This is a genomic window from Photobacterium proteolyticum, from assembly GCF_001939735.1.
Lineage (GTDB): Bacteria > Pseudomonadota > Gammaproteobacteria > Enterobacterales > Vibrionaceae > Photobacterium > Photobacterium proteolyticum.
The window spans coordinates 1-26,883 of the sequence record NZ_MJIL01000050.1 but is presented as its reverse complement, the minus strand read 5'-3'; the positions used below and the strand labels follow the sequence as shown (position 1 = coordinate 26,883).

19 protein-coding genes, 1 tRNA gene and 2 rRNA genes are annotated in these 26,883 nt (G+C 52.1%); 7 read left to right on the top strand and 15 right to left on the bottom strand.

Translation table 11 applies throughout. The features are described 5' to 3' along the window. The first annotated feature begins 83 nt into the window (after positions 1-83). On the top strand, positions 84-1,304 hold the full coding sequence (gene csdA / locus BIT28_RS05770) for a cysteine desulfurase CsdA (RefSeq protein ID WP_075762692.1): 1,221 nt from the start codon (positions 84-86) through the stop codon (positions 1,302-1,304). Between the two features lie 275 nt (positions 1,305-1,579). Beyond that, positions 1,580-2,008 carry a cysteine desulfurase sulfur acceptor subunit CsdE gene (csdE, locus tag BIT28_RS05765; protein ID WP_075762691.1) on the top strand — a complete coding sequence of 143 codons (429 nt, stop codon included), beginning with the start codon at positions 1,580-1,582 and terminating at the stop codon, positions 2,006-2,008. A 122-nt stretch (positions 2,009-2,130) separates the two neighbouring features. On the opposite strand, the gene tcdA is transcribed toward csdE, so the two are convergent. The 3 genes from tcdA to BIT28_RS05750 all read right to left on the bottom strand — a co-directional run bounded on the left by tcdA (position 2,131) and on the right by BIT28_RS05750 (position 4,692). Then, positions 2,131-2,940, bottom strand: coding sequence for a tRNA cyclic N6-threonylcarbamoyladenosine(37) synthase TcdA (tcdA, locus tag BIT28_RS05760; RefSeq protein WP_075762690.1), 810 nt, complete (start codon positions 2,938-2,940; stop codon positions 2,131-2,133). A 111-nt stretch (positions 2,941-3,051) separates the two neighbouring features. Further along, positions 3,052-4,146 carry a murein transglycosylase A gene (gene mltA / locus BIT28_RS05755; protein WP_075762689.1) on the bottom strand — a complete coding sequence of 365 codons (1,095 nt, stop codon included), beginning with the start codon at positions 4,144-4,146 and terminating at the stop codon, positions 3,052-3,054. A gap of 144 nt (positions 4,147-4,290) precedes the next feature. Next, positions 4,291-4,692: a DUF2850 domain-containing protein gene (locus BIT28_RS05750; protein WP_075762688.1), complete on the bottom strand. Its 402-nt coding sequence runs from the start codon at positions 4,690-4,692 to the stop codon at positions 4,291-4,293. Between the two features lie 250 nt (positions 4,693-4,942). On the opposite strand from BIT28_RS05750, the gene argA reads away from it, so the two are divergent. Beyond that, positions 4,943-6,268, top strand: a complete 1,326-nt coding sequence (gene argA / locus BIT28_RS05745) for an amino-acid N-acetyltransferase (RefSeq protein ID WP_075762687.1) — start codon at positions 4,943-4,945, stop codon at positions 6,266-6,268. A 66-nt stretch (positions 6,269-6,334) separates the two neighbouring features. Here argA and recD read toward each other — a convergent pair whose 3' ends face one another. From recD to BIT28_RS05725, 4 genes are all read right to left on the bottom strand, one after another. Continuing rightward, on the bottom strand, positions 6,335-8,431 hold the full coding sequence (gene recD, locus BIT28_RS05740) for an exodeoxyribonuclease V subunit alpha (protein WP_075762686.1): 2,097 nt from the start codon (positions 8,429-8,431) through the stop codon (positions 6,335-6,337). Then, on the bottom strand, positions 8,424-12,032 hold the full coding sequence (recB, locus tag BIT28_RS05735) for an exodeoxyribonuclease V subunit beta (protein WP_075762685.1): 3,609 nt from the start codon (positions 12,030-12,032) through the stop codon (positions 8,424-8,426). The genes recD and recB overlap by 8 nt, the downstream gene beginning before the upstream one ends. Positions 12,033-12,293: 261 nt before the next feature. Next, on the bottom strand, positions 12,294-15,758 hold the full coding sequence (gene recC / locus BIT28_RS05730; protein ID WP_075762684.1) for an exodeoxyribonuclease V subunit gamma: 3,465 nt from the start codon (positions 15,756-15,758) through the stop codon (positions 12,294-12,296). 144 nt (positions 15,759-15,902) lie between these two features. Continuing rightward, a complete protein-coding gene (locus tag BIT28_RS05725) occupies positions 15,903-16,880 on the bottom strand; it encodes a TDT family transporter (RefSeq protein WP_075762683.1) in 978 nt (325 codons plus the stop codon). 144 nt (positions 16,881-17,024) lie between these two features. On the opposite strand from BIT28_RS05725, the gene BIT28_RS05720 reads away from it, so the two are divergent. Then, positions 17,025-17,912, top strand: a complete 888-nt coding sequence (locus BIT28_RS05720; protein ID WP_075762682.1) for a LysR substrate-binding domain-containing protein — start codon at positions 17,025-17,027, stop codon at positions 17,910-17,912. A gap of 20 nt (positions 17,913-17,932) precedes the next feature. On the opposite strand, the gene BIT28_RS05715 is transcribed toward BIT28_RS05720, so the two are convergent. Further along, positions 17,933-18,619, bottom strand: a complete 687-nt coding sequence (locus BIT28_RS05715; RefSeq protein ID WP_075762751.1) for a DNA-3-methyladenine glycosylase I — start codon at positions 18,617-18,619, stop codon at positions 17,933-17,935. 83 nt (positions 18,620-18,702) lie between these two features. Here BIT28_RS05715 and BIT28_RS05710 point away from each other — a divergent pair, with 83 nt between their 5' ends. Beyond that, positions 18,703-19,002, top strand: coding sequence for a YebG family protein (locus BIT28_RS05710; RefSeq protein WP_075762681.1), 300 nt, complete (start codon positions 18,703-18,705; stop codon positions 19,000-19,002). Between the two features lie 240 nt (positions 19,003-19,242). Then, a complete protein-coding gene (gene dapD, locus BIT28_RS05705; protein WP_075762680.1) occupies positions 19,243-20,274 on the top strand; it encodes a 2,3,4,5-tetrahydropyridine-2,6-dicarboxylate N-succinyltransferase in 1,032 nt (343 codons plus the stop codon). Positions 20,275-20,348: 74 nt separating this feature from the next. Here the strand turns inward: dapD and BIT28_RS05700 are convergent, their stop codons facing one another. From BIT28_RS05700 to BIT28_RS05685, 4 genes are all read right to left on the bottom strand, one after another. After that, positions 20,349-20,675, bottom strand: coding sequence for a DUF2799 domain-containing protein (locus BIT28_RS05700; protein WP_075762679.1), 327 nt, complete (start codon positions 20,673-20,675; stop codon positions 20,349-20,351). 70 nt (positions 20,676-20,745) lie between these two features. Further along, complete coding sequence (locus BIT28_RS05695; protein WP_075762678.1) at positions 20,746-21,942, bottom strand: MFS transporter; 1,197 nt, start codon at positions 21,940-21,942, stop codon at positions 20,746-20,748. 184 nt (positions 21,943-22,126) lie between these two features. Beyond that, the gene (locus BIT28_RS05690) at positions 22,127-22,426 is read right to left on the bottom strand and encodes a hypothetical protein (RefSeq protein WP_075762677.1); all 300 of its coding nucleotides are present in this window, start codon (positions 22,424-22,426) and stop codon (positions 22,127-22,129) included. A 183-nt stretch (positions 22,427-22,609) separates the two neighbouring features. Continuing rightward, entirely contained in the window at positions 22,610-25,009 is a 2,400-nt protein-coding gene (locus BIT28_RS05685; protein ID WP_175577494.1) for an FG-GAP repeat domain-containing protein, read from the bottom strand. A 618-nt stretch (positions 25,010-25,627) separates the two neighbouring features. On the opposite strand from BIT28_RS05685, the gene BIT28_RS29790 reads away from it, so the two are divergent. Next, on the top strand, positions 25,628-25,864 hold a 237-nt coding region (locus BIT28_RS29790), incomplete at its 5' end, for a hypothetical protein (protein ID WP_217696619.1). 229 nt (positions 25,865-26,093) lie between these two features. On the opposite strand, the gene BIT28_RS05680 is transcribed toward BIT28_RS29790, so the two are convergent. From BIT28_RS05680 to BIT28_RS29785, 3 genes are all read right to left on the bottom strand, one after another. Beyond that, positions 26,094-26,170 (bottom strand) — tRNA-Asp (locus BIT28_RS05680). A gap of 42 nt (positions 26,171-26,212) precedes the next feature. Beyond that, positions 26,213-26,328, bottom strand: a 5S ribosomal RNA gene (gene rrf, locus BIT28_RS05675). A 311-nt stretch (positions 26,329-26,639) separates the two neighbouring features. Continuing rightward, positions 26,640-26,883, bottom strand: a 23S ribosomal RNA gene (locus BIT28_RS29785); the annotation flags it as partial.

The following is a 26,883-nucleotide window of genomic DNA, read 5'->3' as shown; positions in this document are numbered from 1 at the left end:
TACCATTATAATTAAGCTTAATCCTTGCGCTTACGGCAAATAATGGCATGATCGCCTCCTTCTATTTCGCAATGTGACTCACCATGACTGCTCAATTTGATATCAACCAGATTCGCCAACAGTTTCCGGCACTGGCCCAAGACTGCAACGGTCAGCCCCTTGTCTATCTCGACAGCGCGGCAACGACGCAGAAACCCAAGATTGTTATCGAGACGATTCAGCAGTATTACAGTGGTCACAATGCCAACGTCCACCGCGGCAGTCATACCCTCACCGCGGCGGCGACCGCACAGTTTGAGCACGCTCGTTCAACCGTACAACAATTCATCAACGCCGAACATCATAAAGAAATCATCTGGACCCGGGGCGCCACCGAGGCGCTGAACCTCATCGCCCAGACCTATGCCCGCCAGACCCTCGAACCGGGAGATGAGATCCTGGTCAGCGAGCTGGAACACCACGCCAATATCGTACCCTGGCAAATTGTCGCCGAACAAACCGGTGCCAAGGTCGTCAAGATCCCGATGACAGCTGATTGCCGCCTCGATATGGATGCATTCCATCAGCGCCTCGGCAGCCAGACCAAAATAGTTGCGGTGGCCCATATCACCAATGTGACAGGTACCCGCAACCCAATTGAAGAAATGATTGCTGCCGCCCACCAGCATGGTGCCGTCACTGTTATTGACGGTGCCCAGGCAGTGGCGCACGAGAAAGTCGATGTCCAGGCACTCAATGCCGATTTCTATGTGTTTTCCGGTCATAAGATATTTGCCCCGGCAGGCATCGGGGTCCTGTACGGCAAGAAAACCCTGCTAGAGGCCATGCCTCCCTGGCACGGCGGCGGAAAAATGGTAGAGAAAGTCTCCTTCGAGGGCACCACTTTCTCTGCCCTGCCGGGAAAATTCGAGGCCGGTACCCCCAATGTTGCCGGGAGCCTGGCGCTGGCGGCAGCCATTGATTGGCTGGGCACACTGGATCACCACGCCGCCGAGCATCATATCCACCAGCTCCGCCAACAGGCACTGGAAGGAATTAAAGACATCGAAGATCTGAGAGTTGTCGGACTTCAGCCCGATGCCAGTCTATTTTCCTTTGTCGTCGACGGGGTACACCACCAGGATATTGCTACCCTGCTTGACCAACAGGGTGTCGCGCTGCGGGCCGGCCATCACTGCGCCCACCCGATGCTGGATGCCCTGGGACTAACGGGCACCCTGCGTGTCTCGCTGGCCCTGTACAATACCGAACAAGATGTTGAACGCTTTATTGCTGCGTTGCACAAAGCCTGCAGCATGCTATAGGGTCTGTTGACCTTTCATCACCTTTCCTGCTGGAGGCGATTTTTTACGATAACAAGGCGGAGGTATTCAATCATAGCCATCTATATTGATATTCCGACAACGCAGCTAGCGGGAAAAATAGTCCCAGCCCTTTGGGTAGAGGCTAAAATAGCTTCATTCTGCGTTACTCAGAACTTATTTAGCGAGCTAAACCGCATTCTTCGTGCCTTGCCTGTAAGCCTTTTTAGGCTCTACAGGTGTGGCGCTGAAAGATCAACAGACCCTAGGAGAAACCGATGACACTACCCGCCCATCCTTTTGGCACCGACATTACCTCCGAAGCTATCGTTGCCCAGATGCAGGCAGCGAAAGGCTGGGAAGACAGGTACCGTAACGTCATTCAGCTCGGTAAAAAGCTGCCCGCATTACCTGAAGAGCTTAAACAGGATCAGCTCAAAGTCAGCGGCTGCGAAAGCCAGGTGTGGTTGGCCCACCAGCAAGATGAAGGTGTTTTTCACTTCGCGGCAGATTCCGATGCAAGGATCGTCCGCGGGCTGATCACCCTGGTACTGGCGGCCTACGAGGGAAAGACAGCGGCAGAAATTCGGGCGTTTAATATCGACGGTTATTTTGACAGCTTGGGGTTAATGGCGCATCTCAGCCCGTCGCGGGGCAACGGCCTGAAGGCTATCGTCGAGCAGATAAAATCACTGGCTGATGCATAAATAGATGCGTTCAAAAAAGCGAGAGCCAAGGCTCTCGTTTTTTATTTGTCGCTACAGCAATAGTTGATCAAACGTGCAGCTCCTCCCCTCTTTTCAAGGGGGTGGCTGGGAGGGGGTTAGCGCTACTTTGAGTGTTTCTCTATCAGCTTTTGCAGGATACGGGACACGGCAACAAAACCAAAGGTTGCCGTCACCATGGTTGCGGCACCAAAACCACTGGCACAATCCATACGTTTCGGGCCTTCTGCCGACGCCTTAACATTACATACCGAGCCGTCGGCCTGAGGATACTTAAGCTGCTCGGTCGAGAACACACAGTCGATACCAAATTTTCGCTTCGGGTTCTTCGGGAAGTTATGGTGACGGCGCAGGGTGTCACGCAATTTCTTCGCCAGCGGGTCCTGAATCGTTTTGGTAAGATCGGTGATTTGAATCTGGGTCGGGTCAATCTGACCGCCCGCGCCGCCAGTAGTGATCACCTTGAATTTATTGCTCTTGCAGTATGCCAGCAATGCCGCCTTTGGCTTCATGCTGTCGATGGCATCAAGGATGTAATCAAAGCGACCGTCAATGTACTCGCGGATATTGTCCGGGGTAATAAAATCATCAATCAGGTTAACCTTGCATTCCGGGTTAATCAGCTTGATCCTCTCAGCCATTACCTCGATTTTGCTCTGACCGACCGTGCCTGTCATCGCATGGATCTGGCGATTGATATTGGTCACACAGACATCATCCATATCAATCAGCGTCAGCTCGCCAATTCCCGACCGGGCCAATGCCTCGGCAGCCCATGAACCGACACCGCCGATACCGATAACACACACATGGGCAGCACGCAGTATCTCTACCTCGCTATTGCCATATAAACGGCGGGTACCGCCAAATCGCTGGTTATAGTTGTCAGAAGCCGGAGTATCTAATTCACGCATATGTTTTCACTACTAGCTATGGGTCGTTCAGATAAAGAATGAGCGCGTTTTATACGCGCTCTGGTTACAATTGTCCAGCCGGACGATAAGGCCGCTGCTCAGACGATAAGGCTACTGCTCAACAGACAAGCTTGGCGACTCCACCGCACTTTCCTGCAGATCCAGTTTCCAAACCCGGCCAAAGTGCTTGTAGTGCCCGGCATCAATACCCGCCTGAGTACCCATGCCGTGGTAAAGATCGAGGTGGTTCTTCTTCACTGCGCCGCCAGTATCCAGTGCTATTAATAATTTAAGCACATGCTGTCCGTTCCAGTTCCCCTCACTGTCCAGCTGCGGCACCTCAGCCAGCAATACACTGCCCATTGGCAGGTAGTCCCGATCCGCCGCTACCGAGGCGTGAGCCTGCAACGGAATACCGGCCGTTCCCATAACATCCAGGTTATCCTGCGGTTTGAAGAACACATAAGACGGGTTTTGTTCCAGCAGCTCACGTACCGTCTCTTCATCCTGCAGCTTGACCCACTCATCAATGGCCTTCAGCGACATTTTATCGCGTGGCACTTCACCCTGCTCAATCAACACCTTACCGATACTGACATAGGGATGACCGTTCTTGCCGTTGTAGGCAAAATACTGAAGCTGATCATTGTCGTCATAATGAACAAAGCCACTGCCCTGAACCTCCATCATGAAGATATCCAGCATCGATGCGCTATATCCCAGCTCAAGCCCCTGTCCCTGCAGGGCACCGGCATAGATCTCAGCGCGGGTCGGACACGCTTCCTCACATGTCGGCATTGCATACACCGGATAGCGGAAAGTCTCATCCTGCTCATGGCGAAGCTCGATCACCGGCGAAAAATACCCGGTGAACATCACATTGCCGTAACTGTCTCCCCCGCCCATCTGGGCCGTCTGAATACCGTAGTTTCCCAGTTGTGCCGGGTCTCCGCCCTGCTCAACCCAGCTTTCAACCTGGCGATACAGATCCTGATAGCGCCCCGCCATTGATGGCGAGCGATCGGTAACCAGTATCATCTGCTGGCTGAACTGGCTGTAGTCCCTGGCTTTATCGGACTCTACCACCGGTACCTGATTAAGTACCTCGTCAAAGCTGCCATCCAGATACTGCTGACCCCGATCAGTCGGCTTGGCACATCCAGCCAAACCAATAATTAACATTGCAATTGTTGCGTTACGAAACACGGTAAAGACCTACCAAATAATATGAAGCACTGTCGCCAAGTATGCCTAAAGCGATCAAAGCATTAAAGTCACGATAGTTTACAAAATATGTAGGCCGCTATGTCAGCGCTTTGTTTTTTATCGAAAATAGAAAGGAAAAAGCAATTAATCCAATGTAGCATCACGCAAGGCATCTCGGGTACCTTCGCGAGAAAAAGAGGATATGTAGTGGGCTGGCTGTTGTCGCACAAACTGATCAGACAAATAAGTATAGATATAGATATCTTCGCCACGACGATAAGTCAATGTCATACCATCCCACTCATAGCGAGTATTCACCAGGCGTCCATCAACAAACACCCCCTCTGAGCGGAGTTCAAAGCGATCTGCCATATAGGAGGCCACACCCTGTTCGACCCAGACACCATGGATGTTGATAACAGGCTCATCCTCAAGTATCTCGCTGCCGATGGCACCGACAGCCAATAACGCAGAAAAAATCAGCCCGGCAAAGATCCCCGCCATCATCAAGGCGAACGGTATAACTTTATACTGAACTTTATTCATATTGCCGATAAGTTATTATTATTTGTAATGAATATACCTCACCATTAACTGTTGACAGGAAAAAAGCTGGGCAAGATGTTCAATAACGGGATCTTGTATCCAAAATGCCGGAAACGGTTAATGACTGTACTTCTTGAATCTCAGCAGATATTTAGACACTATATTTGCATAATTATTGATTACGCCCGCTTAGAAGGGGCAAGGTTAACGAACCGACAAGTCATCGAATAACAGGCATGGATGTATCACCGTGAAGCTGAGAAGTACTGATCTAGTCAAAGGATTTCGCCAATCCGCCCCGTATCTGAATGCCCATTACGGCAAGACGACAGTTATCATGCTGGGCGGCGAAGCCATTGCCCACAAGAATTTTACCCATATCGTCAATGATATTGCGTTATTAAACAGTCTGGGGCTACGCATTGTCGTGGTCTATGGTGCTCGCCCGCAAATATCCCAGCGTCTGGAATCTCAGGGGGAGACCAGCCCTTACCACAAAGGGGTTCGTATCACAGACGAGCATACGCTAGAGCTGGTGAAACAGGCTGCCGGCCAGTTACAGCTCGACATCACCGCCCGCTTTTCCATGGGGCTCAACAATACGCCCATGGCGGGATCACAAATCAATGTAGTCAGCGGCAATTTCATTATTGCTCAGCCACTCGGTATCGATGACGGCATCGACTACCACCACAGCGGCCGGATACGCCGAATCGATATTGAAGGCATTCACCGCCAGCTGGATCAACAGGCTATTGTCCTGCTCGGTCCGGTCGCCAGCTCGGTGACCGGCGAGTGCTTCAACCTCACTTCGGAGGAAGTCGCCACGCAGCTGGCTATTAAGCTGAAGGCCGATAAACTTATCGGCTTCTGTTCCGAACAAGGGGTGCTGGAAGATGACGGTACCGTTGCCTCCGAAATGCTTCCCAACGAAGCCGAGCATGCCCTGCAGCAGCTCATCGAGCGCGATGCCGCCGACAGCGGCACCGGGCGCTTTCTCCGCGGCGCCATTAGCGCCTGCCGGGCCGGTGTTCCCCGTAGCCACCTGATCAGCTACAAGGAAGACGGTGCCCTTATTCAGGAGCTGTTCTCCTTTGACGGTATCGGTACACAAATCGTCATGGCCAGTGCCGAGAAAGTTCGCCGGGCCGGCATTGACGATATCGGCGGGATCCTGGAACTCATCCGTCCGCTGGAGCAAGACGGGATTCTGGTACGTCGCTCCCGCGAGCAACTCGAACAGGAGATCGAGCAGTTCACCATTATCGAGCGTGATAGCCTGATCATTGGTTGCGCCGCCTTATACCCTTTTGCCGAGGAGAAAATGGCCGAGATGGCCTGTGTAGCCATTCATCCCGATTACCGCGATGGCGACCGTGGAGGCCTGCTGCTGAGCAGGCTGCGCCAACAGGCTAAGGAACAAGGGCTGGAACATATTTTCGTCCTGACGACCCGGAGTCTGCACTGGTTCCGTGAGCATGGATTCTACGAGTCCAGCGTCGACCAGCTACCGGTGGCCAAAAAGGCCCTGTATAACTTTCAGCGCCGCTCCAAAATCCTCATCCTCGATCTATAACCCCCAAATAAAAAGAGTCAGCAACCGCTGACTCTTTTCGGCTGATTAAGCCGCTCTGCATTTGATTTACCCTAACAGCTTGACCAAGCCACTAGCCCGCTCGGTTCGCAGGCGTACCGAGCGTCTGACGACCTCTTGCGGTGCAAATAGATACAGCTTCTCCTTCGCCCGGGTAACGCCGGTGTAAATCAGCTCGCGGGTCAGTATCGGACTGAACTCGGATGGCAGTACCATAAGGGTATCGGCAAACTCCGACCCCTGTGATTTATGGATAGTCATCGCATAGACCGTTTCGTGCTCCGGGATCCGGCTTGGCAAGACGCCACGGATCGAGCCGTCCGGCATATCAAAATAGACCCGCAATCGCTGCTGTCCGGTGTGCTGATCCGGCTCAGGATCCAGCATCGCAATACCAATATCGCCATTATACAAACCCAGACCATGATCATTTCGGGTGATCATCACCGGGCGGCCGATATACCAGGTATCATCGCCAGGATTAATTTTGCCAAGTTTTGCCAAGCCTCGTTCGATACGCTGGTTCAACCCGGTAACGCCAAAATCCCCTTCCCGCAGGGCGCACAGCAGGCGAACACCGGCAAAGGCTTTGAGTACTTCGGCAGGAGGTCGCTGGTTGTCAATCGCATCAAGGTAGTCTTGATAGAAAGTCACTGCCATCTTTACCATGCTCTGGTAGCTGTCGCTGTTGAGCGGATAATGGCTGATATCCCTGTAACCCTGCTGCCAAACCTTCTCAACCTGATGAGGCTGACCGGCATTGATCGCCTTTGCCAGCTGGCCGATCCCGGACTGGGCATGGAAACGGTAGCTCTTGCGCAGCATGCACAAACCATCGGCAACAGCCGTAGCCGCAGCCTCACCGCTCGCCAAGTGGTAGCCGGTTAGCTGGCTAAGCAGGCGCCCCTGCTGCTGACCGTAACCCTGATCGGCAAAAGAACAGATATCGCCCAGTACTGCGCCCGCCTCAACCGAAGCCAACTGATCGCGATCGCCCAGCAGAATCAGCTTCGCATGCGGTGGCATCGCATCGAGCAGACGTGCCATCATCGGCAAGTCGACCATGGATGCCTCGTCAACCACCAGCACATCAAGGTGTAATGGGTTGTCACGGTGATGACGAAACTCGACCCGGTTCGGAATAGCGCCCAGCAGGCGGTGAATGGTACTGGACTGGGTCGGGATATGATCCTTGATTGTATTCTCCACGGCCAGTGACTGGACCGCTGCACCAATAGACTCGGTCAGACGGGCCGCAGCCTTACCGGTCGGTGCCACCAACTTAATGGTCGGTATCTCTAGTGCTTCGCCACTGGCCTGTAACGCCTGGGTCACCAAGGCGGCCAGCAACTTAGCAACCGTCGTGGTCTTGCCGGTGCCCGGCCCACCCGAGATAACCGCAAACTGACGGGTCAGCGCAACCGCTGCCGCTACTTTCTGCCAGTTCAGGCACACGGCATTCGGTACCAGGGTATCGAGCCCGGCCAGATCACCGGCACGGGTTGCAGTTGTCAGTACAGCATCTATCGCTGTCCAGTCGAGCTGATCCGGGGCAACCACATCCAGCTTGTCACAAACCTCAAGACGGCGGTTCTCCGGAGAATCCGGCTGGGACTTTTCGCCTTTTCTGAGTTGCTGCAATGCCTGATAAAGATAGGTATAACTCCGGGCAAAAAGCTCATCAAGCTTGGCTGCCATCTGCTCAGGCTGAATCGCTGCAACCTGCGGCTCTTGCCGCGAGGCCTGCTGCAGTCTTTGGGCAACTGTCTGCTCAAACTGCCAGTAGCGGTTTAGGTACAAACGCCCATGAGCAAGCACCAAAGGCGTCGCTTCGCTGCCGTCAGATACCGCCGCCGAGGCTGACAGCAAGGCTTCCCATTGTTCCTGCACTGGCAGATCATCCGTCAGCTGCCCGCTAAGCTCCGCGTTGAGGCCAAACAGCTGGCCAGCATCAAGTTGTGCCAGGGGCAGACAAACGTGCCCCCGTCCAAGCTCATGGCTGGCAAGCGCCGCCGCCAGTGTTACCAGCGGCTGGAGGCTCGCAGAGTCTGAGGCCGCCACCGTCGTCGAGATAAATTTAGCAAACTGATAATCAAGCGGACGAAGCGCACCCTGTCGGGTCAGTAATTCAAGCCGTTTAAGCATCAAGGTGTTCTCCGTCAATCAGGGTTTCCAGTTCAGTCAATAATTCCAGGCTTGGGCGGGCATTAAAAATGCCGCTGTTACTATCGGACCTGACACCACGCAAGAACAGGTAATAAACGCCACCGAAGTGCTGCTCGTAGTCATAGTCAGCCTTGCGGCTCTTGAGGAAACGGTGCAAGGCCAGCGCGTAAAGCTGATACTGCAGATCGTAGCGGTGATCGGCCATCGCCTGTTTAAGGTTATCGCCCCGGTAGAGCTCGGGATCATCACCCAGATGGTTCGATTTCCAGTCCAGCACGTAATAACGGCCCTGATGCTCAAACACCAAATCGATGAAGCCTTTCAGCATACCGCTGACCGTTGAAAAACCCAGCTCGCCGGCTCGGGCCGACAGTGGGTCATGGCGGGCTATCACCTTGTTCAGCAGCGGTGCCGACAACACATTGATCGGCAGCATAAATTCCATTTCGGTCAAGCGCTGGCGTGCCGGGATATGCCCCAGTTGCAGACTGTCACCATCCAGAGCACAGCCCAGTACATCGCGGATCATCGTCTGCAATACCGGCAACCAGGCTTCATCGTAGTTCTCCAGGCGCAGCAGCTCCAATATTTTATCTCGGGTCGCCTCACTCTCAACCGGCTCGGTAAACTCAATTTCTTCAAACAGGGTGTGCAAGAAGGTACCCGGCCGCGCACCACGCGGGAAGGTATAAATAGAGCGCTCAGGCTCAATCAGCTCTCCGTCTTCGCTGTCACTGTCTTGCGACGAGTCGGTATCAAAGCCAGGTAGCTCGAATGACGCATCATGATTGTGGCTCCCCTGCTTTACCAAACCTGAGTAACTGGTGATCCACCAGTTTCGCTCTATCTTGGCGGTAAATTCCGATGCTGACAGTTCGGGTTGCTCGCCTTCATCGGGGCACCATGGCAGTTCCGGCAACACCGGAGGCGGCGTGATCGCCATCGTCGATGACGCCGATGTCAGATGAGCCAAAGCCGCATCAAGCTCGGCAATTCCCCCTTCCTGAGCATCCTGTACCAGCCAGCCAATTGCAGCCTTGTGCAACCCTGTCGGCTCTTTGCGGCTCAGCCCGTTACGTAGCGGTGCCATCCCGATATAACAGCCATATACGGCTCGGGTCAGAGCTACATAAATCAAGCGCAAATCTTCAGCCAGACGTTCTTTCTCCGCCAGCTCCATGCTTTCTTCCTGCTCGGTCACATCCAGCACCGCTTGCTGCGTTTGCTCGTCATGAAACAAGGCCGTCCCTGCCGCGCGATAGCTACAGACAAACGGCAGGAAGACAATGTCATACTCCAACCCTTTGGACTTGTGAATCGTCACGATTTGTACCAGATTGCGATCTGACTCCAATCGAAGCTGCTGCTCATCGGCATTGCCGTTGGGTGTCTCGATGTGTTCGGCCAGCCAGCGAAGCAATCCATGATCACTGTCGAGGGTCTGGCTTGCCTGCTGCAACAGCTCACCGAGATGAAGAATATCGGTCAGGCGACGTTCCCCGCCATTTTCGCTCAGCAGTCGCTCCGGGATCCGGCGACTGGCCAGCACATGACGCAGCATCGGCAGCACCCCGCGGCTCTGCCACAGCTTACGGTATTCCCGAAACTCTGCGACATGCTGCTCCCAACGATCTTCGTCGACATTAAGCTCGTCAAGCTGACGTGCGCTAAGCGCAAACAGGCCCGAGGCCAAGGCCGCCCTTAATCCCCGCTCGTCTTCCGGTATCAAAACAGCCACCAGCAATCGCTGTATATCGCTCGCTTCGCTACAGGAAAACACACTGTCGCGGTTTGACAGGTAGACGCTGGCAATGCCCTGCTCGGCCAGAGCCTGACGGATCATAGCTCCCTCGCTTCCGGTTCGAACCAGCACCGACACATCACCGGCCCGGATCGGTTTAGACTTCTCGCCATCGACCAGCAGCGCCTCGCCCTGTTGCGACAGCGTCAGTATTTTTTGGATCTCTGCCGCCGTTGCCGCCGCCATCACCCGGTTGTAATCACCTTTTTTGACCGGCTCATCAGCATCCTGACGCCAAAAGCTCAGGGCTGGCTGTTTTTCTCCGGCAAGCTGCCAGCTGCGATCGGCCGCTCTCGGGCTATGCTTGACCGGCAGAAAAGTAATGTCCTGATCATAGATAAACGGTCGCTGCGGCTGCTGAAAAATACGGTTGACGGCTTCGACCATCTCGGCGGTCGAACGCCAGTTTGTGCCCAGCGTGTAATGAGCCGTTACCTGCCGCCGTGCCTGGATATAGGTAAAAATATCGGCACCGCGAAAAGCATAGATAGCCTGCTTCGGATCCCCGATCATAAACAAGCCGCTGACGGGTATACCCTCTCCCTCACTGCAGGGCTTATCACCATATACTGTATTGAAAATACTGTACTGCAGCGGATCGGTATCCTGGAACTCGTCAATCATCGCGACGGGAAACTGGCCTCGGATCCGGGCCGCCAAACTGCCGTCAGTATCATTGGCCAGTGCCGCGGCCAGCTGGGTCAGCAAATCATCAAATGACAACCAGCCTTTGCGCCGCTTCGCCTCGGACAGCAACTGACGACACTCTTTTATCGCATGTGCCAGCAAGGGATCTCTGACATTGGGCCTATTGGCCAGCAACGCCTCAATAGCCACAAACACCGGGTGCTCGGGCGGATTGCCTTTGCTGGTTTTATCAAACAGCACCTGCTGCGAAAATTTTTCCAGCGTTTTTGGCAGCTTATAACCTGTCGTCTCCTGCTCAGCCCACGCCCCTATCTCCGCCAGCCCCTTGGGCAGACTGGTCTTGGTATAACTGCGCTTGTTAACCCCGGAGTCGGCAATCAGGTTCTGAAACTCGCCCGCATCAGCTCGCCAGAGCTGCTTTACATGCTCAATGCGCGCGATGTTGTCATCGTGCACCTGCTGCAAAGAGCCCTCCAGCTCCGGGGCACGAACCTCTACTTCGGCCCCCGAGAGGAACACGTTGATATCTCTTAACAGCGAAGCTGGTGATGACCAGATGCTTCGCACTTCTCCGGCCAACGTGCGCGGCAGCGGGTAAAAATGACGACGCCAATAGTCGGCCACCACCTGCGCCCTCAGATGGCTCTCCTCGGTGACGAACTCATTATCGAACAGGCTGCCTGACTCGAAGGCATTTTGGGTCAGCATACGCTGGCAGAAACCATGAATGGTAAAGATCGCCGCCTCGTCCATCTGACGCTCGGCCTGCAGCAAGATCGCCGCAGCCGCCTTGTGATCGCGCAGATCTTCCAGCAACGGCTTGATCACCGGATCCTCACTATGACCCCGGTTGAACGCTAACCGGGCATCATGGATACGTCGCCGAATACGATCTCGCAGCTCAGCTGTTGCAGCTTCTGTAAAGGTCACCACCAGGATCTGATCAACAGTCAGCTCACGCGGAAAGCGGCTCTGATTGTCACCATGGCCAAGCAACAGGCGCAGATACAAGCTAGCGATGGTAAATGTTTTTCCGGTTCCGGCCGATGCCTCTATCAGGCGATTGCCGTGAAGCGGAAATGCCATCGGCTGCAGATCCTGGGGCTGGGGCGAATTGTATTGTTGAGTCATAGGACGCGCGAATTCCTGTTATTGTTCGAAGCTTGATCCGTTCGAAATTATTTTTTGTGATCGGGCACTAATTCAAATGAATATATCGAATTAACTGGCTATTTTATCTATTGATATGAGAGATCTTTCACGGTTTCCCCCAGAGCCATTCGTTACTATCCCCGTCACGAAATTTGGTCTACCTCTGGACCTGTGGCCGTACAGCGAACACCCTACAAACAACAATGATTTGCTGACGGCCACGCTACATCTCTCCTGCTGTTAACCATCATCTTCCGCAATCCTTAACTGCAGCAATGCAGGTTTTAGCAACTGCTCGGCCCACTTCTGAAGTTCGGACGCCAGATCATCATTCCACTCCGGCCACACCCGATTGATATAGGCATTGGTGCCTTCGCCTTCAAACATATAACCACCGTTAAAGGCTTCAGCCATCTTGGCCTTGGCTTTATCCCGTGTCTCTTCATCATCATACCAATTGCCTTTTTTATCCTGACAGGCCTGCAAGCCAGCAAGTACGGTACGCGGAAAGTATGGCAACGGCTGAGTCAGGCCCTGGTAATAAGCCTCCGTCAGCGCTGTTAGCTGAGTGCCGGCATAGTCGGCGCTGACAGGCTCCAGGGTATAGTGGCCATCGACACCCACCAGATGTGTTGTGCACGACGATGCAACCAGTGCCTGACAAAGGTGCTCTACCCAGCCCTGCAGGATATCCTGTGCCCGGATCTTACCCGGACGGTAGCGCACCAGACCACTTTGGAAATGATGCTTCAGCCAGCCCTGTAACCGGATTTCCGATCCGGTGATCAACAAAGGCTGATCGACTTCAGTGTCCGGCAAAGGCTGCTCCATCAATCCGGCCACTTTATCTGCCAGTTTTTCGATCTGGCCTCGCTCTTCCACCAGCTCCAGCTCACCAAACTCGGCCAGCGGCAAGCCGCCAGAGGCCTGCTGATATTCGGCAAAACGCGCAAATACTGCTTCCCGTCTAGACTCATGGCTGGTATCCCCCTCCATACTATGGCTATCAAGAAAAGCGGTTAATAGATCGCTGCGAAGCTGGAAGCGGTCAAGTCCATCGAGAACAAACGGCTCGTCATCTTCCATCGCTCCTTTGGCGGCTTCAAAATAGACTTTCAGACGACGGTTGAAAAAGTATTGCACCGGCATCCGCCAGAAACGGGTCAGCTCGGCCAGCTCCAGAACCGGCTCGATCCCGGCTTCCAACGGTTCAGCCTCCAACGGCTGTTCCTGAAATGCCTCAGCAGTGATCGATTCGCGGTTTGCCGCCGGCAGCCATTCAGCGGCGAAGCTCGGCACTTCTCCCTGAAATGCCTGCGGACTAAAGGGAACCAGCGGGTGGCTATGACACAGGAATTGCTCAAGCCGGGCGGCAGACTGATCGACGGCCAGTGCCTCGTCGCCCTTGAGCCTATAACCTTGCTGACAGTACTCCAGCAGCTCACTGACCAGAACCGACGGCATTTTCTCGCTGTTATCCTGAATAGATCGGCCCACATAGCTGATATACAAGGTTTCCTGAGCCGACTGAATAGCCTCGAGGAAAAGGTAACGGTCATCATCACGGCGAGAACGATCGCCGTACTTACCGCGACCAGCCATCAAATCAAACCCTTCCGGCGGTATTGAACGCGGATAGACCCCGTCATTCATACCCAGCAGGCAGACCACCTTGAACGGAATCGAACGCATCGGCATCAAGGTACAGAAGTTCACCTGACCGGCAAGGAATCGCTGGCTGACACGCTCGCCCGACAACTTGTCATTAAGGTAGCCCCTCAAGACTGCCGGGCTGATATCTGTTCGGTAACCGGCATCGTCAAGCTGCTGCTCCAGTTGCTGCAATTTGTCGCGGATCATCCGCAATACCATTTCGCCGTCGGTATCGACGGCAAAAAAGTCATCCAGCAACTGGTTCAGACAGCCAATCCATGCCGCGACAGGTTGCGACTGGGCTAGCTGCTGACGGTAATGCATCAAGGTTTCAATGAACAATCCAAGCTGGCCTGCCAGCTCGGCATCCATCCCCTGCACTTCGTCGTATGCCAGCACGCCTTGGTACAAACCGGCTCCCTGCGGCATTGCATAACCAAGCAGCATGCGCTGTAAACCGAACAGCCAAGTATTTTGCGGCTGTTGAGGTAGCTGGAACTCACTCGCAGTTTCCCCGTCCAGCCCCCAGCGGATCCCCACTTCTTCAATCCATTGCTTGATCCGCTCAAAACGCTCGCTGTCAAAGCCAAATTTGGCCATCACCGCCGGTACTTCCAACAGCTCCAGCAACTCTGATGCCTGACAACGACTCTCCGGCAAGCTCAATAGCCTCAAGAAAGCCAACAGCACCGGGGTTTCCTGATCGGCACTGCGGTCAGAAATCGAGAAAGGAATATATCGCTCGCCGGGGGCATTACCGAATACTGCCTGAATATATGGGCTGTAATTGTTGATATCTGCCACCATCACCACAATGTCTCGCGGCGACAGTGAGGGGTTATCAGTCAGCATTCTCAGCAGGTTGTCATGCAGCACCTCCACTTCTCGCATCGGTGAGTGGCAGGCATGCACTGTCAGTGAGTTATCCTGCGGCAACACAGCCAGCTTATGGTGGCTCGACTCGGTAAGCTCATCATTGACCCGGTCTTCGAGATTCAGAATATCGGCCTGAATCGAGTGCAGCAGTGAATCCGGCTCGATATCAACAAACGCCTCGACATCATATGCCTCCATCTCGGATAGCAAATACAGGTTATCGCGCCCCAGCTTGCCCAGCGAGGCCAACAAGGTATTCCCCACAGCCCCCTCATGGGTATCGTCGATAATATTGTCTTCAATATCCCCTTTGAGCGGCGACACCACCTCTCCCCTTTCGCTGTGATCGGCACACCACTGCAACTGCTGACGCTGCTTGGCCGCCAGACGGGCCAGATACTTGCGATCCCGAACTTCGCCCCAGTAATGGCGGCAGGGGTTGGTAAACATCAGGTGGACATCAATATGCTTTCCCAAGGCTGCCAGCGCATCGAGGTATCGCGGCGGAAGTGCAGAGATACCAAAGACAAACAGTCGCTTCGGCAACCCTTCCGGCAAGGGGGCACCACTTTGCAAATACCCTTCGAGGGTTTCGATAAAGTTGTCATACAGATTGGCACGGTGATACGGCGACTGGTCGAGCGCCAGGGTATGATCATAGAGCGCCTGCCACAGCAAAGGTTGCCATGGGTGCTCGGCCGTCAGCTCCGGGTCGATTTTATCCGCTTCCCAGTCCTGTATCCACTCCGGCCGGTACACCAGGTACTGGTCGAAGATATCTGCAATTTTTCCTGCCAGCTGATAGTGCTTTACCCATTGCTCGTCGTCGCTCAGGTAGCGTGCCAACGGCTCGAACTCAGGTTTTTCCAGCTGCTTGGGCAGTACCTGCATCAGCTTCCAGGTCATGGCTTCTTTATTGAACGCACTACGCTGTGGCACATCGCTCAGCACTTCAGTGAACATATTCCAGATAAAGGTTGCCGGCAGCGGAAATTCAAGGTTGGCGGCAATCCCCAGCGACTTGGCCAGCTCAAGCTTCAACCACTGTGACATACCCGGGCTCTGGACCAGAATTTGTTCCTGCTCAAACGGGTTGTCCAGCGGATCGAGACGAATAAGTTCAACCAGAAGGGACTTCAGCAAATCCAGTTGGTTAGAGTGATAGACAGTAAACACGCAGATATCTCACGGACAGAGAAAATTACAACGATTGTCCATCAATAGGCTACTTGCTGCAAACGAAAAAGGCCCGGTTATCCGCCATTTCCAGGGCGAACAATCCAGGCAAGCGACTCACATCAAAGATTGATTAAATGCTCTTTATCCCTCCTGCGGCTGCAGGTTGAACAGTTTGGTTATCGGGCGGTAGTAGGCTAAATAACGGAGTGCGACATAGGACACAACCGCCGTTGATACATACAGTTCAACCGTAGCGAGCAGGGAAACCTGATTAACATATTCGGCCGCTACGCCGTTAGCGGCCATCCAGGCTGCGGTTTTGAACAATGCTGTTGCGCCGATAACCATCGGGAAAGTAAAGGCAGCATAACCCGGGCTGAAATCGAGCCGCAGCAGCCGGAAAAACGCGACGTAGATAACAAACGTCATCAGTACCGCGATGCCAGCCAGTAACGCAATGATCACTGGCGACGGGTTTTGCTCCACGGTCAGGTAACCGGCAAGAGAAAGGCTGGCAGGGGCGGCCATTATCGCAATCGTCGGTTTGGCTGCATCTGGGATCTCATGGCTAAAAATCAAACGATAGACCATAATCGGCAGCATTACCGCGTACACCCCCATACCAAAGACCAACAATCCCTCGGCCAGAGGACGCAGCGCACCACCGGGAAAAGCCACATCCGCTACGATAATACCGATAGGCGGTACAAACCAGCTGGGTACCATATGGTGAAGCCTGAACTCAACCGCGCGATGGTAGACAAACAACACCAGAAAAATGAGGTGCAATATCACCGCAAATAACCACAGTGCCTGAGCCGGATACGGGGCATACATACCGACCGCTTTTGACACCACCATCAATGCCATTGCAAAGGTAGGTACCACGCTACCGACCACATGGTGGGTCAGATCTTGCCATAGTAATTTAGGGTGAAGAACGAACTTCGCTATCAGGACCAGCAATAATACCGAGGCAATGGCCGCGCCGGCAACCTGCCCACTCCCATCAAGATCGGCAGCATTTTCCCAGCACCATCCAAGACTGCCGATACCCAATGCCAGCCCAGCCATTGGGGTCGGCGCACCTGCGACTTTTTTCTTCGTTGCCTTAATCATCTTACCCACTCCGTTTCCTGCCATTTCTTGTCGGCAGAAACACTCTTTTCGGAACACCCTGTGAGTGTATATAATCTTTGTTGTTTGGAATATTTGAATGTTTTTAAACTAGCTTTAAGAATCACTGAACAAAAAGGGGTAACTATGAACATTGCACTCAAACAGCTCAGAGTCTTCATCACCGTTGCCCAGGAGCGAACCATCACGGCGGCCGCCGAAAAACTGTTTCTCTCCAAACCGGCAGTCAGCATGGCACTGTCCGAGCTTGAAAAACACCTGGGACACAGGCTCTTTGATCGCAATAACAACCGTCTGATCATCAACGAGCAGGGAAAGCGCCTGCTTCCCCTGGCCGACGAACTGCTGGCCCGTAGCGATGACATTGAGCTACTGTTTGACCATGCCGGCCCGATTAGCGGAAAACTAAAAATCGGCTCAAGCGATACGGTCGGCAATCAAATCACCCCTTTTTTGCTCCGCGATTTTCGCCACCACAGCAAGCACGATGATCAATCCCTGTTTATTTCCAATACCGCCCAAATCTGCCACATGCTGAGTGAATTCGAACTCGATATCGGCCTGGTCGAAGGCAAGGTGCAGCAGTCCGATCTGGTGGTTCAGCCCTGGCTGGACGATGAAATGGTGGTAGCATGCCATCCTGATCACCCCCTGACCAAGATAGGCAATCTAAGTTTGTCGGATCTGGAACACTCACAGTGGATTTTACGGGAACCGGGATCGGGCACACGGGAGTTTTTCCTCAACCGTATTGCACCGAGGCTGGAGGAGTGGCAGCAAGCCTTCGAGCTCAACACTACCGAGGCCATCATTAACTGTGCAACAGCAGGCCTTGGGATCACCTGCCTGTCACGGCTGGCAGTCGAGCATGCCGTTAAGGATAACCGTCTGGCTATCCTCGACTTGCCACTCGATACCCACCGCCAATACTGGCTACTTTATCACAGGGAAAAATACCAGAGCCCACTGCTCAAGCTGTTCCTGGATTTCTGCCAGAGCTGGACGCTGAATTAAAAGGCCCTGGGTCATCGCCTTTAGAGACGATTATCTCCCTGACTAAAGGCAATGATCTGACTGATCTGGCACAACGGACGGCCACTTTCCTGCTGCCACTCACTGAAGGCCTGCTGGGTAGCCTGCAACGATTTACGGGTATCGCGGCCACCGTCTATCACCCCGATATTACGCAGATAAGCTTCGACATCATGGCTCAGAATAAAGGTATCTTTACCCATGATCCGCAATGTATACGGCCCGGTATTGCCGCCAAGGCGCTTACCGTGTGCCTTCAGGTATCGCCATAAGCCGGTAATGTCCTCAGCAGGCCAATCGGCAACCATTGCTGAAAAGGAACAATGATCCAGCGCGGCATCATGGATCATGCGGGCATTTTCTGGAATTGTCATAACCTTGCCAAGGTGGCGAATAATCGCCGGATCCGTCGCTTTTCGCTCCCACATCTCCGTTGGCATCAGCAACATTTTTTCGATATCAAAACCGAAAAAAACCTCTTCGAAGTTTGGCCACTTGTTGCGGACAACTTTCCAGCTCATGCCGGACTGAAACACCTTCTGGGTGAACGCTGACAACCAGCGATCATCTGAGATTCCCTTTAGCTCTTGCGCGCTTAGAGGGGTGGCCAACAAGCTTTCCAGCTCCGCCTCACCACCTTTTCTGTCAGCTGCCCGGGCATAAATATGAGTAAATTTTTCTCGCACCATCACAATAACACGCTTATCACTGGACATAGCCCTTTATGCTACTGTATAAACAGCCAGTAAATCAATTTCGGGAGAGGGTGACCATGGCTGTTATCGTCAAATATGTGGTTGAGCGCAACGGAGAAGAAAAGATGACTTTCACCTCTAAGTCCGAAGCCGACGCATACGACAAGATGCTGGATATGGCTGACGAGATGTTTGCTTTGCTAGGCGAAAGTGAACTGTTCGAAGATGAGGCCAAACAAGAAGAGCTATCGCTGTTCTTGGCACAGAAGCGTGAAGAAGTACTGATTGCACTGGGGGCCAAAAAGAAAGCGGCACCAAAGAAGAAAGTAGCAAAACCTGAAGCTGTTGCCGAACAGCCACAGGAAGATGCAGCTTAATCTCTGCCTTCAGCGGCTTCTACATGAATAAACCTCCATTTTGGAGGTTTTTTTATGCATAAAAAGCCAGTTAACCACTGCTAATAGCCCGGCTTTGGCAAGAATTACGTCATTTTTCACTGATTATCCGCTCCCCCCTTCAATATCATGCCAACTGTCATTATGATGGTTTCCAATCGTATACAATCTGCCTGCATTGCAGCGCAGAGCTCAAAACTTTTACATGGAGAACGATCACTAATGGCCAGCTTTTCACTTGCCCTAGGTACCGCGACTAAAAACCGCGACGGTAAAATTATCGAGGCTTTCTTTCCAACACCAGTGCTTAACCCAACGGATGAGCTGGTTACTGCCCTGGCAGCTGTTGTTGACTATAAGGAAGGCAACCAGGCCATTGAGGTAACTCCAGCCCAGTGCGCAGATCTGGCTGCAGCCTTCACCGCTGCTGGTGATGATAAAAGTGCGCAGTTCGCAGCAAAGGCTGCTCAATCAACTCAGCCATTGGTTATCGTGATTCTTGCAAGCGACGAAGCCCCGGCTTCCGTTGCCGAAGGTTTCCTGAAACTACAGCTTATCTCTAATCGCCTGGTTAAGCCTCATGGCATTGTGCTGGATGGCATTTTTGGCCTGCTGCATAACATCGCATGGACCAGCCAGGGCCCGATTGATCTCCCTGAGCTGGCCGATCGCCAGATCGAAGCGCGCCTAAACGGCGAAGTACTGACAGTAGACTGTGTCGATAAATTCCCGAAAATGGTCGATTACGTCGTGCCTGCCGGCGTACGTATTGCTGATACATCACGTGTTCGCCTGGGTGCCCACGTTGGTGAAGGTACGACTGTCATGCACGAAGGCTTCATTAACTTCAATGCAGGTACTACAGGTGTCAGCATGGTTGAAGGCCGTATCTCGGCTGGTGTCATGGTTGGTGAAGGCTCAGACGTCGGTGGTGGTGCCTCAATCATGGGCACCCTAAGCGGCGGCGGTAAAGTGGTTGTCTCTATTGGTGAAAACAGCTTGCTTGGCGCGAATGCCGGTCTTGGTTTCCCGCTGGGTGATCGCTGTACCATTGAGTCAGGTCTGTATGTCACTGCTGGTTCAAAGGTCCGTATGCTTGATTCACAAGGCAAGGAAGTCGAAGTGGTTAAGGCCCGCGACTTGGCTGGCAAGCCAGACCTATTGTTCCGCCGCAACTCTGTGACAGGTCAGATCGAATGCCTGACTAACAAAACAGCCGTTGAGCTAAACAGCGAGCTGCACAGCAACAACTAATTCATCAGGTTGTCTGAGCATCAAAAAGGCTGCCTCGGCAGCCTTTTTGCTATCTATCGTGTTAGTTCATGAAGCTAATAGCCACGCTCTATCAGACCGTAACTACCTTGATTTTCATTACACTCATCCGGATAGCCCTGATTGAGCACGGTACTGACCGTTGTCTTTTGGCTGCAGTATTCAAACCGTCCCTGCAGATAACCGGCACGATACTTCTCATACTCGGTTTCTGTCATTGCTCCCTGCTTATTCAGGCGATTTTCATCCCACTCCCGATACCCTTGCTGGCCGTGATACGCTCCAAGTTGCTCCCACTCTTTATTCTGTGATAGCTCAAGTTCACGCTGGCTGACACAAGCTGTCAGGGTAATAGCGACAACCAGACAGATAAATCTCAGCATAGTCTTCTGCCTCAACGAGGAATTCACTCTGCTGATAAGTATGGCTCATATTCCAGCCCAATCGACGAGATTAATTTAAGGCAGCCACAGCTTCACGCCCGCTTTCAGAGCGAGATCCGACATACACCAGCATCAACCCGACACCGGCGGCAACCAGCATCACACAGCCAAGATGCCAGGCCTGACTGATCCCGAGCTTAAGCAAAAAGCTACTCAGCAAGGATGCAAATACCATCTGACAGGCACCAGACAAGGCTGACACGGTACCGGCCTTGTTGCCGTAAGGAACCAGCAGTAACGACTGAGCACAAGGAAACGCCATTCCGTTGGCCATCGCCAACAGAAAATGCCCCGTACTCATCCAGACAGGCTCCACCGGGGCCAGAATCAAAACACTTCCGGCAAGCAAATGGAGCAATGGCGCAAGCTGCAGCATCTTTTGGGTGCCCACCACAGGACGAAGCCGCTGGCATACAATCCCGCCACTCAGCAACCCAAAAGCCGGGACCATCGCCCACAGTGCATATTCATCCGACGTCATTCCAATCTGGACCTGCATAATGAAGGGCATCAGGGAAATAGAAATGACCACTAAGGAAAAGTTCACCCAGCCAAGGCCGGCAAAGGTAAGAAAATGCCGCTCCTGCATCAGGGAGAAATAGGAAACGACCAGTTTACTGACGGACTGAGGGGCCGACGTTAGCTTCAGTGTTTCCTTAAATGTCAGCAGCAACACCAACCAAACCACAGCGATATAGCCCAGCAATAATATAAAGACCGCCAGCCAGCCCGAGTAATGGTTAACCAAGCCACCAATCACCGGCGCCACTATCGGTGTAAACGCCGCGACAATCGCGACCCAGGTCATCGCCTTGACCAGATGATGACTCAGGTAACTGTCCCTTATCGTCGCCCTGGCAAGTACAGCAACACTCCCGGCTCCAAGCCCTTGCACAAAGCGCCCAGCCAATAACCAGCTGAACGAGTCAGCATGCGTCACTGCCAACGCCAGTCCAAGCAAGGCGATAAGCAACCCGGAAAGCAAAACAGGACGACGGCCAAATACATCTGACATTGGGCCATAGATAAGCTGGGAAGGGCCAAAACCCAAAAGATAACCAGAAACCAATAGCTGTGCCTGCTCAGAGCTCACTCCCAGATCCTTTGCGATCCACGGCAGTGAAGGAAAAACCAATCCCAGGCTAAGTTGGCCAATACTGACAATCAAGCATGCCAGCAGCAGCGGCTTCCAGTTAAATTTGTGCATAGATACCCTCAGTTAAACGCCGAACAGCCTCCAGATCTGTGTATCAGAGGCTACTTCCATTATGCATGTTCCTTTGAAAGCTATTAGCAGCGTGGAATTAAGGGATTATTTCCTGAAGGGACACAATAGCAACCGCCCAGAGATCCTGAGCGGGAGGTATCAGCAAAAGCAATGATGCGATGGGTTACTTATTGATGACATAAGTAAATGGGTTGGTGAAAGAGAACTTGCTGCCACTGGTGCTGACTCGGCCTTGCTTCATGGCCACGAGTACTTCTTTCTGCACACGGATAAGCGAGAAAAAGCGAATAACCATAAACACAATAAACACAGGCATGATTATTTGAGTAATAGGGGCAGACTGCAGAACCAAATCATTCAGCAGCCATGCTGCCAGCATCAGCAACATGGTATAAAGCGAGTGCGGCTTCAGAACAATGGTCACCTTGTCGGCTGATTCCGTCCGCTCAAAGAAAAATGTCATGGTAATCTCTCATCAGCAAAACATGCCGCTAACCCTCTCATAAGTACCTGCTCAATGACAAGTATCAGGCCATGAGTTAGCTCAAAGAGTTGTAAATGGGTGTGTCCGCTATATGACAAGTCGTTGATACAACAATGGCAGCCGAAGCTGCCATTAGACATAGTGATTACGCTGAAGGCCCTATTACAACGGCTGATTAGTCATAACCCGGCTGCTATGGCCTGTTCTGAGCATCAAGTCCACATCTCCGTCACCATCAACATCTCCAAGCAAAGGCTGCTCAGCTCCGTAAGGCAACTGATTGACTCCTGATAGGGAAAAGTATCGATCCCCTTCATTAACATAAATGCTAGGCTTACCACCGATAACAATATCTAAATCGCCATCGCTATCAATATCGGCAATGGCCGGCGTTCTACCGTTGGTCCCCAAATCAGTATCGGAAAGCTCAAACAGCCCTTTGCCATCATTGATAAACAGTTGATTGACTTCCTCTACGCCATGGAAGTCAGCATTGGTTATAACCAAATCGACATAGCCATCGCCATTCATGTCATTCGCCGCTACGTCGTAATGCTTGCTAGTACTTGTACTTTGGCTTGTTCCAAGTCTCTGACCTGAATCGGTAAAACGTCCTTTGCCGTCATTGAAGAAAATCATATTCTTATGATCGCCACCGGCCCAGATAATATCCAGGCTGTTATTGCCATTAACATCTGCAAGAACAACATTGGCGCTGTTTTGCCCCGAGAGGTCACTCAAAAAACCGTTTTCATCGACAAAAGAACCCGAACCGTTATTGATAAAGACCCGAGGAGCTCTCCACTCTTCAATCAGAGCAATATCTAAATCGCCATCGCCGTCAATATCACCAAGAGCCACAGAATCACTGCTTTTGTTCGTTAGCTTCTGGTTCGACGCCGTCAGATTTCCTTTTCCGTCATTGAGGAAAACGCGTACCCCTGCGTCCGTTGCACGAACGATATCCGCATTGCCATCGCCGTTAAGATCATCAACAGCAATTTTATGGATAGTGGAATTATCACCAGAGGAGAATGAAGACAAGGCAAAGTTCCCCTGTCCATCATTTAGGAAAATTTGCTCTGCATTGCGGCGAGGAGCCAGAATGACATCCAGTGCACCATCACCATTGAAATCAACCAATGTACTGGCATCAATATAATTATCACCACCCTGGCCGACAGTCAGAGTCTGCTTCAAAACAAACTTTCCATCACCAACATTCGGACCTTTCTGCAGGGTCAGCACCTTGTTTTCAACCGCTAACGGACTCATTGTTATCATATCAGCCGCTTCGAGTACGCCTTCCGCAGCTTTAACTGTATAATCACCGGCAACCAAATGTGCCTTGATCGAACCTGTACTGTATTGCTCTCCCGTCAGGCCAATGAGTTTATCACCTACGTATACCTTGACGCCCAAAGCCGGCTGCTGGTTCTGATCCAATACATTCAGCATCAGTGTGCCCAGTACACGTCCTGTCATGATGCTTTCGCGTTTTAGTTCAAGCTTGCAGCCCAGAGTCTGGTTAAGCGCAACATTGATTGAGGTATTACAGCTGGCAAACGGCACTGAACGAAATTGTTCTGATGCCTCACTCACCTTATGGAATGCCAAATAAGCGGTTAACTGATCCTGACCTCCCGTTTCAAACAAATCGCTTGCTTTGTAGATGCCATTTTCATCACGAATAGTCAGCACTTTCTCCTGAACTGGTACATTGTCCCCTCCGAGTCGAACAATCAGTGCAAGTTCGTGGGCTGAGCCAACTTCATTAACCACTTCGGCTGGTACCGTAAAGGAAAAATGCCCCTGATCTTTCATCGGGCTAAGGTTAAGGTTTACATCAGCCTGGAGTGGAATCACGTCCATCTTGGCATCTTCTCCCTCAGCAAAATTCACCGAATTATTCTGCTCGCCGTTTTTACCTACCATCAGGTCGCCATCATATAAGCGCATTGCCAGCTGATACTCACCCGGCTCAACATTCATGATCAGCTCCGCGATACCGGTTTCTTTATTGATGGTATAAACCGTCTCATCCTCACCGTTAATAGACAAGCCAAACTGCGGATGACTCAACGCAGCTAGATCTTCGGCTGGCCACGAAAACTTTAATGTAGAGACATATTGAACCTGCTCAAAATCACTGATGGTCTCACCCAAATTAGGCAGTAGGACAAAATCAATCTCGGGAGCTTTACCATCAATCACATCTTCACCCAGCGCCTGAGCCATATATTGACTCTGTTTGCCATCTTTCGAAGTCAGCAGCAAGACAAAATCATAACTGCCAGGCTTAAGCGTCAGTGCACGGTGTGAAACCGTTTCGACGTTACCCTCACTATCCAGTTTCTGGGTCATAGGCCAGTCGAAAACTTGTTTATCCTTGGTCAGGATATTGGTCACCTCCAGCTTTCCATCGTAGCTTAGAGCCTGAACCTGACTCTTCAGCTTGACCGACGCTTGGTAACCAACTGGGGCTGGCTGCGATGGTTCCTGCTCTATGGTCTGTAAATAAGTGGCTGCAAACTTACTGTTAACCACTAATGAGTTGTCCACAACAGCTCCCTTACCTGCGGTGTCATTTCCTTCCCCACAGCCGATAAGCAATAAGCTTAGAATTGCGCTACCTAGCCAACTTTTTTTAGTTTTATGCATAGTTATTCTTAATCTGCAAATTGATGAAAGTGCGCAACAGCACACATAAAGACAAAAGCGAGGAAAACTATCACAATCATTATAAAAACAACAGTTTAAGGTAAATTAATGGCACTAAAACGCTTTATCCGGAGCCTTTATCAAATATATATGAGCAATTGCTCTAACAATGCGCACTATTGACACATATAAAAGCAAAGAACAAAAAAACAACAATGAAAAAGCATTCATTAAGGGTAAATAATCATGGATTATTACTGTGACGGGGAAAGCTAGAAAGTGCTAATAAATGGCGGGAACGCCTAGTCTGGGCCGGCACTCCGGTGGGAATCAAGCCGTAGGCTCGTGAGAGTCCTTTCTCTATGCTGCAGATAGCAAAAAGCCTCAGCATTTCTGCCGGGACGCGCAGTCTGAGGCTTTCGAAGAAGTGGCGGAGCGGCCGGGGTCGCGATCGACCGGAACTCATTCAACCGCAGGTTGAACACATTTTCAAACGTAAAAAAGCCTCGTCTTTCGACNATTAGCCATCGTTTCCAATGGTTATCCCCCACATCAGGGCATATTCCCAGGCATTACTCACCCGTCCGCCGCTCGCCGCCCATAAGCGCACCCGAAGGATTGTCTATGTCGCTGCCGCTCGACTTGCATGTGTTAGGCCTGCCGCCAGCGTTCAATCTGAGCCATGATCAAACTCTTCAATTAAAGTTTTGTTGTTACCGAAGTAACGGCTCAATGAATACTGATTGTTCTAACTAAGTTAGAACGAATTGACTGTGCCAAATAATAAGTAAACTTAGTATTTGTNGCGGAGCGGCTGGGCCGGCATTCCGGCGGGACTCGAACCCGCGAATGCCTTCGGCAGCGTGACAGGCCGCTGCTTTCAAGGTTAATAGGCTAACCAACTGAACTACCGCTTCACTCAGTATTGAGGATACAAAATTTGAACGTAAAAAAGCCCCGTCTTTCGACGAGGCTTCTTAATAAGTGGCGGAGCGGACGGGACTCGAACCCGCGACCCCCGGCGTGACAGGCCGGTATTCTAACCAACTGAACTACCGCTCCACTCAAATCACCGCACGTTCACTGCGATAACTTAAATTGGAAGCCTGGCGATGTCCTACTCTCACATGGGGAGACCCCACACTACCATCGGCGCTATTACGTTTCACTACTGAGTTCGGCATGGGATCAGGTGGGTCCATAATGCTATGGTCGCCAAGCAAATTCTGTTTATCTTACGTCTCTGACGAAAGATACAATCAGGGAAAATCTGACTAGTGTTCTCACGCTACATTCAAGCGTATGTGGAGTCCAAAAAAACCCCTTGGGTGTTGTATGGTTAAGCCTCACGGGCAATTAGTACAGGTTAGCTCAACGCCTCACAGCGCTTACACACCCTGCCTATCTACGTCGTAGTCTCCAACAACCCTTCAGGATACTTAAAGTATCAGGGATGACTCATCTCAGGGCTCGCTTCCCGCTTAGATGCTTTCAGCGGTTATCGATTCCNTAAAAACCCCTTGGGTGTTGTATGGTTAAGCCTCACGGGCAATTAGTACAGGTTAGCTCAACGCCTCACAGCGCTTACACACCCTGCCTATCTACGTCGTAGTCTCCAACAACCCTTCAGGATACTTAAAGTATCAGGGATGACTCATCTCAGGGCTCGCTTCGCGCTTAGATGCTTTCAGCGCTTATCGATTCCGAACTTAGCTACCGGGCAATGCGTCTGGCGACACAACCCGAACACCAGAGGTTCGTCCACTCCGGTCCTC